The sequence below is a fragment of the Vitreoscilla massiliensis genome, assembly GCF_001457815.1.
Classification (GTDB): Bacteria; Pseudomonadota; Gammaproteobacteria; order Burkholderiales; family Neisseriaceae; genus Vitreoscilla; species Vitreoscilla massiliensis.
Genome location: NZ_LN898217.1, coordinates 330978 through 346641, shown reverse-complemented (window position 1 = coordinate 346641; position 15664 = coordinate 330978). Strand labels below are relative to the sequence as shown.

The 15664-nt window shown below is 47.6% G+C and carries 17 protein-coding genes; 5 read left to right on the top strand and 12 right to left on the bottom strand.

Annotation, left to right across the window (positions count from 1 at the left end; translation table 11 throughout):
• A partial coding sequence (locus BN3003_RS19055) for a hypothetical protein (RefSeq protein ID WP_222704884.1) occupies positions 1-195 on the top strand: 195 nt, incomplete at its 5' end.
• A gap of 1329 nt (positions 196-1524) precedes the next feature.
• Here BN3003_RS19055 and BN3003_RS04035 read toward each other — a convergent pair.
• Positions 1525-2337, bottom strand: a complete 813-nt coding sequence (locus BN3003_RS04035) for a cytochrome C assembly family protein (RefSeq protein ID WP_058305441.1) — start codon at positions 2335-2337, stop codon at positions 1525-1527.
• A 108-nt stretch (positions 2338-2445) separates the two neighbouring features.
• On the opposite strand from BN3003_RS04035, the gene ffh reads away from it, so the two are divergent.
• Positions 2446-3807, top strand: coding sequence for a signal recognition particle protein (gene ffh, locus BN3003_RS04030; protein WP_058305440.1), 1362 nt, complete (start codon positions 2446-2448; stop codon positions 3805-3807).
• Between the two features lie 89 nt (positions 3808-3896).
• On the opposite strand, the gene lysA is transcribed toward ffh, so the two are convergent.
• Complete coding sequence (lysA, locus tag BN3003_RS04025) at positions 3897-5138, bottom strand: diaminopimelate decarboxylase (RefSeq protein ID WP_058305439.1); 1242 nt, start codon at positions 5136-5138, stop codon at positions 3897-3899.
• Between the two features lie 26 nt (positions 5139-5164).
• Complete coding sequence (lptM, locus tag BN3003_RS18610; protein ID WP_407701087.1) at positions 5165-5347, bottom strand: LPS translocon maturation chaperone LptM; 183 nt, start codon at positions 5345-5347, stop codon at positions 5165-5167.
• A 124-nt stretch (positions 5348-5471) separates the two neighbouring features.
• Between lptM and cyaY the strand changes: the two genes are divergently transcribed.
• From cyaY to BN3003_RS04010, 3 genes are read left to right on the top strand one after another with little or no spacing between them, the layout of a single operon-like run.
• Complete coding sequence (gene cyaY, locus BN3003_RS04020; RefSeq protein ID WP_058305438.1) at positions 5472-5801, top strand: iron donor protein CyaY; 330 nt, start codon at positions 5472-5474, stop codon at positions 5799-5801.
• The gene (locus BN3003_RS04015) at positions 5801-6319 is read left to right on the top strand and encodes an O-acetyl-ADP-ribose deacetylase (RefSeq protein WP_058305437.1); all 519 of its coding nucleotides are present in this window, start codon (positions 5801-5803) and stop codon (positions 6317-6319) included. The genes cyaY and BN3003_RS04015 overlap by 1 nt, the downstream gene beginning before the upstream one ends.
• Positions 6319-6774 carry a GNAT family N-acetyltransferase gene (locus BN3003_RS04010; RefSeq protein ID WP_058305436.1) on the top strand — a complete coding sequence of 152 codons (456 nt, stop codon included), beginning with the start codon at positions 6319-6321 and terminating at the stop codon, positions 6772-6774. The genes BN3003_RS04015 and BN3003_RS04010 overlap by 1 nt, the downstream gene beginning before the upstream one ends.
• A gap of 114 nt (positions 6775-6888) precedes the next feature.
• On the opposite strand, the gene BN3003_RS04005 is transcribed toward BN3003_RS04010, so the two are convergent.
• From BN3003_RS04005 to BN3003_RS03965, 9 genes are all read right to left on the bottom strand, one after another.
• A complete protein-coding gene (locus BN3003_RS04005; protein ID WP_058305435.1) occupies positions 6889-7077 on the bottom strand; it encodes a DUF3079 domain-containing protein in 189 nt (62 codons plus the stop codon).
• A 163-nt stretch (positions 7078-7240) separates the two neighbouring features.
• A complete protein-coding gene (locus BN3003_RS04000) occupies positions 7241-8299 on the bottom strand; it encodes a hypothetical protein (protein ID WP_058305434.1) in 1059 nt (352 codons plus the stop codon).
• 135 nt (positions 8300-8434) lie between these two features.
• Positions 8435-9664 carry a nucleoside recognition domain-containing protein gene (locus BN3003_RS03995; RefSeq protein ID WP_058305433.1) on the bottom strand — a complete coding sequence of 410 codons (1230 nt, stop codon included), beginning with the start codon at positions 9662-9664 and terminating at the stop codon, positions 8435-8437.
• Positions 9665-9770: 106 nt separating this feature from the next.
• The gene (locus tag BN3003_RS03990) at positions 9771-10427 is read right to left on the bottom strand and encodes an MgtC/SapB family protein (RefSeq protein ID WP_199822542.1); all 657 of its coding nucleotides are present in this window, start codon (positions 10425-10427) and stop codon (positions 9771-9773) included.
• Positions 10428-10469: 42 nt separating this feature from the next.
• Complete coding sequence (gene hisC / locus BN3003_RS03985; protein ID WP_058305432.1) at positions 10470-11546, bottom strand: histidinol-phosphate transaminase; 1077 nt, start codon at positions 11544-11546, stop codon at positions 10470-10472.
• Between the two features lie 164 nt (positions 11547-11710).
• Positions 11711-13075, bottom strand: a complete 1365-nt coding sequence (cycA, locus tag BN3003_RS03980) for a D-serine/D-alanine/glycine transporter (protein ID WP_058305431.1) — start codon at positions 13073-13075, stop codon at positions 11711-11713.
• Between the two features lie 399 nt (positions 13076-13474).
• Positions 13475-14203, bottom strand: coding sequence for an amino acid ABC transporter ATP-binding protein (locus BN3003_RS03975; protein WP_058305462.1), 729 nt, complete (start codon positions 14201-14203; stop codon positions 13475-13477).
• Positions 14204-14211: 8 nt separating this feature from the next.
• Positions 14212-14886, bottom strand: a complete 675-nt coding sequence (locus BN3003_RS03970) for an amino acid ABC transporter permease (RefSeq protein ID WP_058305430.1) — start codon at positions 14884-14886, stop codon at positions 14212-14214.
• A gap of 2 nt (positions 14887-14888) precedes the next feature.
• Positions 14889-15632 carry an amino acid ABC transporter permease gene (locus BN3003_RS03965; RefSeq protein WP_058305429.1) on the bottom strand — a complete coding sequence of 248 codons (744 nt, stop codon included), beginning with the start codon at positions 15630-15632 and terminating at the stop codon, positions 14889-14891.
• Between the last annotated feature and the right edge of the window lie 32 nt (positions 15633-15664).

Below are 15664 nucleotides of genomic sequence, written 5' to 3'. Positions count from 1 at the left end.
ATTAGCTTAGAGGCTGTGTCAGCAGCGAAGAAGCCGAATCTTACGCACATTCCCCATAGCCGTCAACACCTAAAGGCAAAAAGAGTAAAGGAATTTGACCACATATCTGATTTACAAAGGATTTTAAGGAGAAAGAATTTTAGAAAGCAAACGGACAACACCAAAATCCTCGCGGTAACACGGAAGAAATACTAAGAATATGAGGAAATATATTGGGGAAAAGTGAAATTGAAACCCAAAACAAGTAGATTAAGTACAAAACGGATACCTTAGATGTCACTCAATACCAGAAGTAATCCACCTTATATACCCGAAGCAACCCACTTGAGCTTGATACAAATGAACACATAAGCGGCCTGTAAATCCCGAAGATTGATTTGCAGGCCATATCTCGATGTTTCATAACATATATAGATATTAAGTTGCACATACAAGAAGCCATATCAAAACACACCCACAATCTGTAATGCTCTATACACATGTACCAATACAAGCGGCCTGTAAATACTATCATGTTAATTTACAGGCCGCATTTCACTGTTCATCCATACATATTGAGACAACCATATATTTAGTTATCTCAGCACCTATCGGCACACACCACAACATAACATTATGAACCACCATACTCAAACAGATAACAGCGCAATCTATGCCTTCAACTTCAGCCCACTATCAATCAATTCTGATACCCATCCATACATACGCATCGTCATAACTGAATCACAGTATTCAATAAGCGACCTGTAACTGTATTTACAGGCCGCTTAACAGTTTAGGCCGTGATTACCATTTTCAATACTCATTGCTTATGAAATACAGAGAAATATCGTCGCTCCATATGCGATGCCTGCTTTAGCCCTATCATATTCAGCATCGCATCTAACCGATATATTCAACTTTATTGGCTTGGCTCAATACCCGTACATTTCTACTATGTCATCATTACTGACAACCATATCTTCAACCATTACAGACTGCAGTACTGGCTAAATCAATATTATCAACAAAACAGTCTGCTAAAAATGGAACTTACACAACTGAAAAGCCTCCATAAGCACAGTCATGGCATTTGGTTTAAGCCCATGAATCAAAATTACAATTTGACTCTAATGTAAATTTAAAAATTATTCCGCCTATCGGAATTTTATTTGGTTATATATTAATTAAATACTTAATCGAAACTAGAATTCTATTCTAAATCAACACTAATTCCCTGTAAGTACTGTGAGTCATCTCCTTTAATTATGCCATTTGGCTCATTCTTAGTGATTTTTCGAAAACGTATGTCTTTTTTCAATAAAATCGAAATATAAATTTTGTTAAAGATTTGTGACAATGTGCTTGTCAAGCTTACGGCGATACCCTATAGTTAATGCACATGTGGAGCACAGACTCAGCATGACAAAGCCAAGTTAGCAAAGGCATCATAAGAATAGAGAAGAGAAAATTAGAACGGGCTGTGAATCTCCATCAGATTCACAGCCCGTTTACTATCAGCGCTGTCATATGGTCACATCGGATTTAACGACTGTGTGCCAACACGATTTCCAAGACAAATTTGCTGCCGGCATAAGCCAACATCAATAAGATAAAACCCACGATAACGGCAATGGCAATTTTCTTACCACGGGCACCTTGGCGCCAACGCAAAAACAAAATGCCAGCGTAAATCACCCAAGATGCAATGCCAAAAATGATTTTGTGTGTCCATGTAAAGGCGTGCCCAAACACATATTCAGAAAACAACATGCCGCTTAATAGCGATACCGTTAGCGACACAAAACCCATGGTCAGAGATTGAAACATCAATTTTTCTATGCTGAGCAAAGGCGGCAAGAACGAAACTGATGGCGATAAACGGTGTTGACGCAAATCGCGTGCCAGCCACAACATCAACCATGCCAATAAAGTGGCCAAGGCAAACAAGCTATAAGCCAATAAGGAAGACATAATGTGTAAGGCAAACGCACTGTTGTCGACCACCACACCCGTGGTCGCTCCCGGTAAGAAGACATCACACAACAAGCTCAATACCGCAATGGGGAATAAGAACAGCTGTAAGCCTTGTAGACGGTAAAAGAAGCTGCCACACCAGTACAAAACCAAGGTAATCCAACTGAGCATGGCCATCGCATGACCGAAACCCAGTAGCAGGCGTTGGCTTTGCAAGATAGGCAACCACAGCCACAAAGCATTCAAAAGCAATACCGGCACCAACAAAGTCAATTCTTGCTTTAAGGGATAAGTCTGACTGGGTTTGCGGCGCCAAAAGTGAATTACAAACAGAGAAAAACCACTATAGATCAACAATAAACAAACAAATAACAACGTCATTGACAATCTTTCCGGTGCGTGCGTGTCGCAAACGCAGCCTGTCGTGTAAAATAGGTCAATTTTATCAGGAACACCCTTGCGGTGCAGACAATTATCTAGGGGATACCTATGTTAGACAATCTTTCCAGCCGTTTGGGTCATCTGGTTAAAACCATGCGCGGCCACTCGCGCTTGACCGAAGACAACATTAAAGACGCATTGCGTGAAGTGCGCATGGCTTTATTGGAAGCCGACGTTGCCTTGCCTGTGGTAAAAGACTTCGTGGCCAATGTCAAAGAAAAAGCCATGGGTCAAGAAGTTTTGGGCAGCTTGACTCCAGGCCAAGCCTTTATTGGTGTGGTTAACGATTCATTGACCGATTTGATGGGCAAGCAAAACGATGCCTTGAATCTGGCCGCAGTCCCTCCCGCCATCATCTTGATGGCCGGCTTGCAAGGTGCAGGTAAAACCACCACCATCGGTAAATTGTCACGTTTGCTCAAAACCGAGCACAAGAAAAAAGTGTTGGTGGTTTCTGCCGACGTTTACCGTCCTGCGGCGATTGAGCAATTGCGCTTGTTGGCCGAACAAGTGGAAGTCGAATTTTACAATTCCAATTCTTGGGAAGACCCAGTACAAATTGCGCTGGACGCCAAAGAATATGCCAAAAAACACTTTTTTGATGTGTTGATGGTCGATACTGCCGGTCGTTTGGCCATTGATGAAGTGTTGATGGAAGAGATTCAAAAAATCCATGCTGCCATCAATCCGATTGAGACTTTGTTTGTCGTCGATGCGATGCAAGGCCAAGACGCGGTCAACACTGCCAAGGCGTTTGACGATGCCTTGCCATTGACTGGTATTATTTTGACCAAAATGGACGGTGATGCGCGTGGTGGTGCGGCCTTGTCTGTGCGCCATGTTACTGGCAAACCGATTAAATTCATTGGTGTCGGTGAAAAAGTGACGGGTTTGGAGCCATTCCATCCCGACCGTTTGGCCAGCCGTATCTTGGGCATGGGTGACGTGCTGACCTTGATTGAAGACGTTCAAAAAGGCATTGATCAAGAAACCGCTGCCGAAATGGCGAAAAAATTGCACAAAGGCAAGGGTTTCGACTTGAACGACTTTAAAGCGCAAATCGTACAAATGCGCAAAATGGGCGGTATCGAATCTTTGATGGCAAAAATGCCTGGCCAAATTGGTGAAATGTCTAAACACGTACCTGAAGGCACGGCCGAGCGCGCCATGGGTCAGGTAGAAGCCATCATCAACTCGATGACGGCCAAAGAACGTGCCAACCCTGCCTTGATTAAGGCCAGTCGCAAACGCCGCATCGCCATGGGTTCGGGTGTGACCGTGCAAGAAGTGAACAAAATGCTGAAGCAATTTGAACAATCGCAAAAAGTGATGAAGCAATTCAGCAAAGGCGGCATGGGCAAGATGTTGAAAATGGCCAAAGGCATTAAAGGCATTTTGCCAGGTCAATAATTCCGTATTCTTGCTAACGATTTAAAAAAGCGGCCTGTAAATGTTTACAGGCCGCTTTCATATATATGCTTATCAACAAGTTGTATGGCTTACAAAATCTCGTCTTTCCACAAATCGCTGAGGGTTTCGCGGCGGCGTATTAAGCGGTGCGCGCCTGCTTTCACCATCACTTCAGCCGCACGGGTGCGGGTATTGTAATTGCTGGCCATGCTGGCTGCGTAAGCACCGGCACTTTTCACCGCCAACAAATCCCCTGCCACCACCGCCAATTCGCGGTCTTTGGCCAAGAAGTCGCCAGTTTCACAAATCGGCCCCACCACATCGGCCAATACCGCTGGCACATCCGCATGTGGCGCAACTTCTGCAATCGCATGGTAGGCTTGGTACAAAGCGGGGCGCATCAAATCGTTCATTGCCGCATCGACGATGACAAAGTTTTTGCTTTCGCCCACTTTGACAAACTCCACTTGGGTCAACAACACGCCAGCATTACCAACCAAAGAACGACCCGGCTCCATCACCAAATGTTGTGGACGACCCGCCAGTAAACGCGCCACGGTATCGGCATAGGCTTGCAAATCCGGTTGCGCTTCATCGTTGTACACAATGCCGACACCACCGCCGATGTCTATGTGTTGCAAGACTATGCCTTCGGCCGCCAATTGGTCAACCAATACCAGCAAACGCTCCAAAGCCTCGGCCAACGGGCTTAAGTCGATTAATTGCGAACCAATGTGGCAGTCTATGCCGACGATGCGCAAATTGGGCAAAGCCGCCGCATGACGATACGCGCCCATGGCATCAACAAAGGCAATGCCAAATTTGTTTTCTTTCAAGCCAGTAGAAATATACGGATGGGTTTGTGCATCGACATCGGGATTGATGCGCAGCGAAATCGGTGCGGTCATGCCCAATTCTGCCGCCACCGCATTGATGCGGTCTAATTCAGGCAAAGACTCGACATTGAAACACTTCACACCCACTTGCAAAGCCAATTGAATTTCGTCTATGGATTTGCCCACGCCCGAAAAAATCACCTTGCTCGCATCGCCACCGGCGGCCAGCACGCGTTGCAATTCACCGCCAGACACAATGTCAAAACCCGCGCCCAAGGCAGCAAAATGCTTTAATACATTCAAATTGCCATTGGCCTTGACCGCATAGCAAATCAGCGGTTGGTTGGCGGCAAAAGCCTGCTCATACGACTGAAATGCGGTCGTCAATGCGGTTTCGCTGTAGACGTACAAAGGCGTGCCGTATTCTTGCGCCAAAGTCGGTAAGGCCACACCGTCAAAGTGCAGGACATTGTTACTGTATTGGTATGAATTCATGATGCGTTTCGTTGCTCTGTGAGTGGTTAAAAGGGTTGCGGGTTGTTTTGCATGGTTGGGGACACTTGATTTGGGCGCTTGTCTATGCCAAAACCGGTTTGTACCGCACCAAAAGTTTGCTTGTCGTTTTCCTTAGGCAAATACAGGCCGCCTTTGAAGCCACAAGCACTGAGTAATGTGCACAGCACACCCATCCACAAAATTTTCACACCCTACTCCCGATAATATTGATTGCACGCTGGCGCCGCTTGCCCGTAAACGAACATTGTTTTCATGGAAAACTCGTGGCAAGATGGGCAATCTTAACAAAATCCACCGTAAGACACCATGAGCATGAATGAAACCGACTTTGTCACCTTATCAGAAAACATCTTTGATTACATCGACGATTATGTCAGCGACCACTTCGATGCATTCGATACCGAAAAATCTGGCAATGTCCTGACCTTGGAACACGAAGACGGCGCGCAAATCATCATCAACCGCCATGCCGCCAACCAAGAATTGTGGATAGCCGCCAAAAGCGGTGGCTACCATTTTCAATACAACGACGGCGCATGGTTGGCCAGTCGCGATGGTAGCGAGTTTTATGCGGTCTTGAGCCAAGTATTGGGCGAATTATTGGGCGAAAAAGTCACCGTTCCTGCCTTACAGGCCGCTTAATGAACAATGCGCACATCAGCGTCATCCAAGCCGACATCACCACTTTGGCGCTAGACGCCATCGTCAACGCTGCCAATAAAAGCCTGCTGGGCGGTGGCGGTGTCGATGGTGCCATCCACCGCGCCGCGGGGCCAGAGCTGTTGTCGGCGTGCATCGCTTTGCGCGGCTGCAATACCGGCGAAGCGAAAATGACTTCTGGCTACCTACTGCCCGCGCGCCATGTCATCCACACCGTTGGCCCAGTGTGGCACGGTGGCACGCACGGCGAAGCCGAATTATTGGCCGCTTGCTACCGCCACTCATTGGAATTGGCCGATGTGCACCAAATTCGCAGCATTGCCTTCCCGTGCATTGCCACTGGCGTGTACGCGTATCCACATCAACAAGCAGCGCAGATTGCCGTGGCTACCGTCGCCGACATCGCTCCCACACTGAGCCATGTCGAAAAAATCATTTTCTGCTGCTTCCATGCCGAGGACGCAGCCTTATACCAAAGTCTATTAAAAACGGAGAACTGATGTCAGAACCTCGCTACACATACTTACACACCCTCGCTGATTTGGATGCACACCAAGATTGGCTGCCAGAAATTTTCGCCATCCACAAACAATTGCGCCCTGCCATGAATGATTTTGCGGCTTACGAGCAATTGCTGCGCACCATGATGAGCGAAAACCAACGCTTATTGTTGGTTGACGATGGCAAACCGCCGTTTAAAGGCTTGGCCATGTTCAATATGCACCACAATACCTACCAAAACAAAATGATGATGTTGGAAGACTTGGTCATAGACGAGAGCCAACGTGGCACCAACATCGGCAGCACCGTTTTGAACGAATTGGAACGCTTTGGTCGTGAAAACGGTTGTGAGCATCTGGGCTTGGATTCAGGCGTGCATCGCGGTCGTGCGCACAAATTCTATTTCACCCACGGCTATGTGGCCGAGAGCTTCCATTTCACCAAAGCCTTGTGATGATTGCAGCATTGCAGATAACGGAAGCGGCCTGTAAATACTTACAGGCCGCTTTTGCTTTAAAGGAATTCAGGGAATTAAATCTGAGCTTGCTTAAACCAAATCAATTTTTATTCACTCCTCAGGCGTCAGACTGCCATCGCCATCTGCACCAAAAATCTCTAGCGGATGCTGTGCCCTGTCGTACCCATTGCCGCATTGCACACAATGGACAGCACACAACTTATCGCAACCCCAGCGCACACGCACTGGTAACTTCGGTTGCTTAGGAAAACGCACTTTCTGCCTACTGACACTTGCCATTTCCCTCCTATCCAAACCACTGCTGTTACCAGTGATTATCGAGTTGACGTGGGATTAGCTTACGCTTTTGACAGCCAGCGTTATTGACACAGCGCAACAAAATCACAGTGGCCTGTAAACCATTTTGATGGGTTTACAGGCCGCTGGTTAAACTCACATTGCCTTATAATTTATCGTTCGCCACCGCGCCACACTTATGGCAATAATGGTCAAACGCATTCTTGCGCACTTGGCACACGCCGCAATAATCAAACAAGCCTATGCCACAATGTGGACAAAAATCCAGCGCTGGGTTTTTAAAATCGGTGGGCCGCTCGCAGCTTGGACACACCGCTTTGGTGATGCGCAACTGCGCCACATCGTAACTCAATTGCTGTTGGCGCTCGCTACTGGGCAAGGCTTCTTCCGCTTGCTTGCGCTCCAAATAGCGGTTCATCGCCACTATGGCATAGCGGCCTATCAGCAAAGTCATGCCTATGCCGACAATATAGCGCACATAACCACCGTAACTGGGCAGATACGGCACCAACTCCACAAAAAACGCGAACAAGGCAAAGTAAATAAAGCCCCACACAAACGGCCACCAGCGCGAGCCGCGTTGCTTCATAAACAAATACGTCGCAATCAGCAATAAGGGCAAGGTCAAGGCCAAGCGGTACAAAAACACCCGCAATTCGATTTTTCTGTCGTCGGCCTGTTTCAATACCTGCGCTTGCTCATCCAATTGCGCCAATTCGGTATTGACCTGCGCCAAACGCTGCTCGGTATCCAATTGCTGTTGCTGCACCGCCTCTGTTTGCTGCTGCGCCTTGCGTTCTTGTGCTTTTAAGGCATCGAGTTTTTGCGTGCGCGCGATTACTTCTGGATTTTGATCCGACTGCTCGGTCACCGAGCGCGTAGCCAACCAATTGTTCAGGCTGTCTTGCTCAGACAGAGTTTGATTGCGCTGTTTTTGCAGCGCCAAATTGTTTTGCTCGGCCACGTTTTGCAATTGTGTTTGTTGGCTTTGTAAACGCGTTTGCTCCAATTGCAACGGCGCATAGACTTGCTGATTCACATACGCTTGCAAATCTTTGTACGGCGCGGCTTGCGGCAAATCGCCAACAATTTTGCCACCCAGTCCGATTAAAAAACCCGCAAACACAAACGCCACCAACCACAGCCCGCGCCGAAACCACTTCTCTGGCAAACGGTTGCTCGAAGTTGCTTGTTTTTTACGCATCACAGTCGCTCCTCTGGCTCAAACACACCACCAGTCTAACCGAATCGCAGCAGCAAACTGTGCGCAAACGCAGAAGTAGCGTTTTATGGCGCTTTTAAGCGGACTTTATGGCCAATGCGGCCTGTAAATCCTTGATTAACCCCAAAACACATAGGCCACACAAATCGCCGCCACCACACCAGCGAGCTCGGCCAATAAGGCACACGAGACGGCATGGCGGGTTTTCTTGATGGCGACCGAACCAAAATACACCGCCAATACATAAAACGTGGTTTCGGTAGAACCTTGAATCACACAGGCAACGCGCGCGGCAAAATCATCGGCACCATTGGTTTGCATCAATTCCACCATCAAGCCGCGTGCACCCGAGCCGCTCAACGGTTTCATCAAAGCCACCGGCAAGGCTTCCACAAAACGGGTATCAAACCCCAAGCTGGAAAATACCCACGCAATTGCCTCGACCAAATAGTCCATGGTGCCCGAAGCGCGGAACACGGCGATGGCCACCAAGATGGCGACCAAATACGGAATGATGTTCACCGCCACTTGAAAGCCTTCTTTGGCGCCTTCGATAAACGCGTCGTACACATTGATGCGCTTGTAAAACGCCAACGCAATAAACGACACAAACAACGCAAACAACACAAAATTGCCCACCACCCGCGACACGATTTGCATTTGCGCCGGCTCTAAGCCAGAAAAATAATACAGCGCGCCACCAATAATCGCGGTCAAACCGCCCAAGTAGGCCAAGATGGTCTTGTCCCACAAATTGATTTTCTGACACCACGCCACCGTCAACAAACCGGCCAAAGTGGAGAAAAAAGTCGCAATCAAAATTGGAATAAACACATCGGAAGGCATGGCGGCACCCGCTTCTTGGCGAAACGCCATGATGGAAATTGGCAGCAGCGTCAAACTGGAGGCATTGAGCACGATGAACATGATTTGGGCATTGCTGGCGGTGTCTTTAACCGGATTGAGCTCTTGCAATTCTTTCATCGCCTTTAAGCCCAAAGGCGTGGCGGCATTGTCGAGCCCCAAGGCATTGGCGGAAAAATTCATCAGGATGGAGCCCAAGGCAGGATGGTTTTTGGGGATTTCCGGAAACAATTTGTTAAAGAATGGCCCAACCAAACGGGCGATGATGGCAATCATGCCGCCTTTTTCACCGATTTTCATGATGCCCAGTGCAAACGTCATCATGCCAATCAGACCTAGGGATATGGTGGCGCCAGTGGCGGCACTGTCAAACATGGCTTTGACAATTTTTTCAAAAATCTCGGTGTCACCACCCAGCAATTTGATACACGCCACCACAAAAGTGATGAGGAAAAACGCTACCCAAATATGACTCAATACCATGGCCGTTATCCGTCTGCAAACAAAATGCCATTCTAGCTTAAGCCTGCTGGAAAACACACTTAAAACCTTGCCTAACAAGGTTTACAGGCCGCATATGATGTTGGTTTCAGTATTGATACGTCTCGATGACTGCATCCAATCGCAGCTTGGCCAAAAAGGCTTGGTGTTGGGCATAGCGGCCGGCCAAGCGCCAAGTGAGGACGCATTGTTGCGGCGATTTGGCTTCGCGCAATAAGGTGGATTTAAGACCGAACTGTTGGAACAAGGCTTCGCAATAGGCGATGTCGTTGATGGAAGGCAGGGTTAATTTGTAATCGATGATTTTATTGTATTGGTCTATCCAGTTTTGCACCGTAGCCATCACATACAACACAAACCACACCAATACCGCGCCGAATATCGCCAAGGCGATGTGACCCGAGCCCACACACATGCCGAGCGAGGCGGTGGCCCAAATGGTGCTGGCGGTAGTGATGCCGCTGACTTTGTTTTCATCTTTAAAGATGGCACCGGCACCGAGAAAACCGATGCCGGTGATGATGTTGGCAGCAATCCGATCTGGGCTGCTGCCGCCAATTTTGATGGACAATATCGTGCACAAACACGCGCCAAAACTGATGAGGATGAAGGTGCGCAAACCCGCCGATTTGTTGTGGTATTCGCGCTCCCCGCCTATCAATAAACCTATCAGCAGCGAGACCAAGATTTGCACCAACTCGTTTTGCAAGGAGATGGCATCTATGAAAGCCGACAGTGTCATCATGTTCACCCGATGTTTACAGGCCGCTTAGGTGGCGGTAGTGGTTTATTGTGCCAAGATGTCGTCTAAAGCCGCAATCAAGGCTTGGTTTTGGGCGACAGTACCGATGCTGATGCGCAAGAAATCGGCAATGCGCGGTTTTTCAAATTGGCGCACCAATACCGCCCGTTCACGCAAAGCAGCGAGCAAATCGCGACCTTGGTAAGCAGGATGGCTGGCAAACACAAAATTGGTCGCCGATGGCAACACCTTAAAGCCACGCGCTTCTAAGGCAGCCGCCACAACCGCGCGCTCAGACATCACCGCATCGCGACATTGTTCAAAATAGGCTTGGTCGGCAAACGCGGCCACGGCAGCGGCTTGGGCGATTTTGTCCAATGGGTAAGAGTTGAAACTGTCTTTCACCCGCACCAAGCCATCGATTAATTCACTAGCACCCAAGACAAAACCGATGCGCAAACCGGCCAAAGAGCGCGATTTGGACAGGGTTTGTACCACCAATAAATTCGGGTATTGCTCGATGAGTTTACAGGCCGATTCAGCACCAAAATCCACATAGGCTTCATCGATCAACACCGCCACTTGACCGAAGTGTTGTAACACCCGTTCGATGTCGGCCAAGGAAATGGCCACACCGGTGGGTGCATTCGGGTTGGCGATGACCACGCCGGCGACGCTGTTTGGGTCTATGGCCAAATAGTCGTTCACATCCACCACCAACTCTGAGTTCAGTGGCACAGCTTGGCACGGAATGCCAAACAAAGCGGCATACACACCATAAAAACTGTAGGAAATGTCGGGCATTAACAGTGGTTTTTGTTTCACATACAAGGCACGAAACGCGTGTGCCAACACCTCATCGGAACCGTTGCCGACAAACACCTGCTCAGCATTCAAGCCATGGTAAACCGCCAAAGCATGTACCAATTCGCTCGATTGAGGGTCGGGATAGCGCTGCAAACCGCTTTGCGCGGCAGTGGCGATGGCAGCCAACACTTGGGCTGAGGGTGGGAATGGGTTTTCATTGGTATTGAGTTTGACCAAATTGGCAATTTGCGGTTGTTCACCCGGTACATAAGGGTGTAAACCTGCCACACCGTCACTCCAAAATACAGATTCCACGCGATTTCCTTTGATTTCGATGTTGCTTCACTAAAGTGCTTAATGTAGTGAGTTTTAGCGCCAGACACAAGTCTGCGCAACACATTCACATCCATACTGAAAAGCTGGCCATAAAAAAAGCGCCCTGTAACACAGGACGCTTCAATCTTTTCACGCTAAGGCGCTTATTTGGCCAAGTTGCGTTTGTAGAATGGGTAGCAAATTGCCAAGGCCAAGAACCACAATGGCGTTACTTGCATGCCCAAACGGGTGTCGGCTTCTTGCCAGAACAAGCCCAATACAAAGATAAAGAATGCCAAGCACAAGTAACACATCGGTACGCCAATCGGCATTTTGTAAGTCGATTGTGCATGTGCTTCTGGGCGTACTTTGCGGTATTTGATGTATGACAACAAAATCATTGTCCACACAAAGAAGAAGCCGATACTTGAAATGGTGGTTACCACAGTGAACACGTGCATCACGTTACCATCGGCATACAACAAACCCACACCGATTAACAACAAGGCGCATGAGTACAACAAACCATTGCGCGGTACACCGTTACCAGACAATTTACCAAACGCATTGGGTGCCAATTTTTTGTCGGCCAAACCGAACAACATGCGGCCTGTAGAATACATACCACTGTTGGCTGAAGACAAGGCTGAGGTCAATACCACAAAGTTAATCAAGGCCGCTGCTGCACCGATACCAATCAAGGTAAACATGTTCACGAATGGGCTCTTATCCGGAGCAACCGAGCTCCAAGGTGTCACAGTCATGATCACCATCAAGGCCAATACGTAGAACACAATCACGCGCACTGGGATTTTGTTAATCGCTTTAGGCAAGGTTTTGTATGGATCGGCAGTTTCGGCAGAAGCAGTACCCACCAATTCGATACCCACGAATGCGAACACCGCAATTTGGAAGGCAGCAAAGAAGCCGCTCATGCCATGTGGGAACCAACCGTCTTTCCACAAATTAGACAATTGTGCTTTGTCGCCAGTTGGGCCGACGAAGCCAGTCAAAATCAAGTAGATACCGCACAAAATCAAGGCCACAATTGCCAAAATTTTGATTAAGGCAAACCAGAATTCCAATTCACCAAACAGTTTTACTGACAACATGTTCAAAGTCAGCAAGACCGCGATACAGAAGATACCAGGCAACCACAATGGAATGTCTGGCCACCAAAATTGCATATAGCCGGTGATGGCAACGATGTCTGCCATACCGATGACGACCCAGCAAAACCAGTAAGTCCAACCGACAAAATAACCGGCGGTAGGGCCTAACAAATCTGCAGTGAAATCGACAAAAGATTTGTATTCCAAGTTATGCAGCAACAATTCACCCATTGCACGCATCACAAAGAACAAGAACAAACCAATGATGATGTAAGTAAATAATACCGAAGGGCCAGCCAAGCTGATGGTTTTACCCGAGCCCATGAACAAACCGGTACCAATCGCACCACCAATTGCAATCAATTGCAAATGGCGGTTCTTCAAGGTCCGTTGCAAACCGTGTTGATTATCCGACATTTCTCAGTCCTCTTCTTTCCAAAAATGACTTATTTGAATCCAAGCAACAATGTGTTGTTTTTATCCGTTGCTCGAAAGTGCGACACATTAACATAAATAAATAAAATTTTCCTTATGCTTATCATTTTTTTGATGGATTAAAATTGATGACGCAATGTTTTGATTTTAAAAACAGCAAGTTTTTCAAAAAATAAAGTTAAAAATCTTAGAATTCATGTCCTCCATTTTTGGAATTAACACAAAATTTAGCATTAACACCCACCTAGATTGATTGCTCAATCTTAAGCGCAAGGATTACATATTTTATTGAAAGCTGCAGCATATTTACAAATCAGCTGCAGGCATTATTTTGAATGCTCATATGATTACAGGACGCTTAAAGCGTCCTGTAAGGGGATCTTAGCTGTGCAAAATCTTCGCTAAGAATTGTTGGGCACGTTCGCCGCGAGGGCTGCCGAAGAAGTCGGTCTTGCTGCAGTCTTCTTCAATCAAACCCTTGTCCATGAAGATGATGCGATCGGCCACCAATTTGGCAAAACCCATTTCATGGGTCACGCACATCATGGTCATACCTTCTTTGGCCAAACTCACCATCACATCCAGTACCTCGTTAATCATCTCCGGATCGAGTGCCGAAGTCGGTTCGTCAAACAACATCGCAATCGGGTCCATGGACAAAGCACGGGCGATGGCCACGCGCTGCTGCTGACCACCAGACAACTCAGCTGGGTATTTGTTGGCATGAGCGCTCAAGCCAACACGGTCCAAATACGCCAAGCCTTTTTTCTTGGCCTCGTCCATAGAACGGCCCAATACTTTGACCTGCGCCACCGTCAGATTCTCAGTAATGCTCAAGTGTGGAAACAACTCAAAGTGCTGAAACACCATGCCGACTTTGCTGCGCAATTTCGACATATCGGTTTTCGGGTCAGCAATGGAAGTGCCATTGACGATGATGTCGCCTTTTTGGAAGGGCTCCAAGCCATTCACGGTTTTGATTAAGGTCGACTTACCTGAACCTGATGGGCCACAAACCACCACAACCTCGCCTTTTTTAATGGCAGTGGTGCAATCTGTTAACACTTGGAATTGACCATACCATTTGTTAACGCCCTTAATATCTATCATGACTTCGCTCATACACGTAACCTCGCATGTAATTTTTTCACACCGTAAGTAGCCACCAAGCTGATTGCAAAATAAACCAACCCTGCAAAAATAATGTAAGAAGGCAAAATACCACCAGCGGTATTGGTACCACGCACATAAGCGGCTCGGAACAAATCGGTTAAACCAATCGCTGCCACCAAAGTGGAGTCTTGGAACAAAATAATGGTTTGTTGCAATAACAAGGGCAACATCTTACGGAAGGCTTGCGGCAAGATGACCAAGCGCATGGTTTGGCCATAGGTCATGCCCAAAGCGTAGGCGGCAAAAGTTTGACCGCGGCTGATGGACTGGATGCCGGCGCGCACAATCTCAGAAAAGTAAGCGGCTTCAAACAGCATAAAGGCCACCACACTGGATTTGAACGCAATATCGCCCTGTAAAAATTGCCCTGTGATGCCGGTATAAATAAACGGCACCGCAAAGTAAAACCACATCAATACCAACAACAATGGAATGGAGCGGAACATATTGACGTAGAACTTGGCAATCCACGACAACGGCTTAATCGGCGACAAGCGCAATAAAGCCAAGATAGTGCCTAAGAAGATACCGCCTATGGCAGCAGCCACCACCACTTTCAGCGTTTCTTGGAAGCCTTGCCATAATTGCGGCCATGCAATGGCCAAATCATCAAAAAACATGATTATTTCCCTCCCGCAATCAAGCCTGGAACCCGCAGTTTGCGTTCTAACAAGCCCATCAACGCAATCAAGCTCAGATTCAGCACGATGTAAATCAAAGTGGCATACGCATACACTTCTATCGTCGATTGGGTGTATTCACTGATGGTTTTGACTTGACTGATCAATTCAGACACACCCACCAATGAGGCAATGGAGGCATTTTTAAAGCAGTTGGTGAGTTCAGAACTCAATGGTGGCAAAATCACCCGAAAAGATTGCGGCAAGATCACGGTTTTGTACATTTGCGCAGTGGTGAAACCCAAGGCATAACCGGCATTCTTTTGACCTTTGGGCAAAGACTCAATGCCTGTGCGCACTTGTTCGCAAATCCGTGCGGCGGTAAACAAGCCCAAACCGATGCTGGCAGAAATCAATGCGGTGGTATTGGAACCCAAATCATTGACCCACCATTGTTGTAGGCTCGCTGGCAACCAAGTGGGCACCACGTAATACCAAACAAATAACTGTACCAATAAGGGAATGTTGCGAAAAATGGTGACATACAAAGTACCGATGCGGCGTGCCCAAGCACTTGGCAAAGTACGCATCACACCCAAAACCGTACCCAAACACAGGGCAATAATCCAAGCGATACTACCGATGGTCAATAACCATCCCAAACCAGAAACAATCCAATCCAGATAGGTTTCATCACCAATACCTGTAGACTGGGACAGTACACCCCAATTCCATGTGTAATTCATAGCGACTCCTTAACAACAAAGCAGCCCAAAAC

Excerpts from the sequence above, each read along its gene's own strand:
- BN3003_RS03990 (WP_199822542.1), bottom strand. The coding sequence starts at position 10,427 with ATGATGACACTGTCGGCTTTCATAGATGCCATCTCCTTGCAAAACGAG.
- lysA (WP_058305439.1), bottom strand. The coding sequence starts at position 5,138 with ATGAATTCATACCAATACAGTAACAATGTCCTGCACTTTGACGGTGTG.
- BN3003_RS03975 (WP_058305462.1), bottom strand. The coding sequence starts at position 14,203 with ATGATAGATATTAAGGGCGTTAACAAATGGTATGGTCAATTCCAAGTG.
- BN3003_RS04005 (WP_058305435.1), bottom strand. The coding sequence starts at position 7,077 with ATGGCAAGTGTCAGTAGGCAGAAAGTGCGTTTTCCTAAGCAACCGAAG.
- BN3003_RS03995 (WP_058305433.1), bottom strand. The coding sequence starts at position 9,664 with ATGGTATTGAGTCATATTTGGGTAGCGTTTTTCCTCATCACTTTTGTG.
- ffh (WP_058305440.1), top strand. The coding sequence starts at position 2,446 with ATGTTAGACAATCTTTCCAGCCGTTTGGGTCATCTGGTTAAAACCATG.
- BN3003_RS03970 (WP_058305430.1), bottom strand. The coding sequence starts at position 14,886 with ATGTTTTTTGATGATTTGGCCATTGCATGGCCGCAATTATGGCAAGGC.
- BN3003_RS04010 (WP_058305436.1), top strand. The coding sequence starts at position 6,319 with ATGTCAGAACCTCGCTACACATACTTACACACCCTCGCTGATTTGGAT.
- cycA (WP_058305431.1), bottom strand. The coding sequence starts at position 13,075 with ATGTCGGATAATCAACACGGTTTGCAACGGACCTTGAAGAACCGCCAT.
- BN3003_RS04035 (WP_058305441.1), bottom strand. The coding sequence starts at position 2,337 with ATGACGTTGTTATTTGTTTGTTTATTGTTGATCTATAGTGGTTTTTCT.
- BN3003_RS04015 (WP_058305437.1), top strand. The coding sequence starts at position 5,801 with ATGAACAATGCGCACATCAGCGTCATCCAAGCCGACATCACCACTTTG.
- BN3003_RS04000 (WP_058305434.1), bottom strand. The coding sequence starts at position 8,299 with ATGCGTAAAAAACAAGCAACTTCGAGCAACCGTTTGCCAGAGAAGTGG.
- cyaY (WP_058305438.1), top strand. The coding sequence starts at position 5,472 with ATGAATGAAACCGACTTTGTCACCTTATCAGAAAACATCTTTGATTAC.
- BN3003_RS03965 (WP_058305429.1), bottom strand. The coding sequence starts at position 15,632 with ATGAATTACACATGGAATTGGGGTGTACTGTCCCAGTCTACAGGTATT.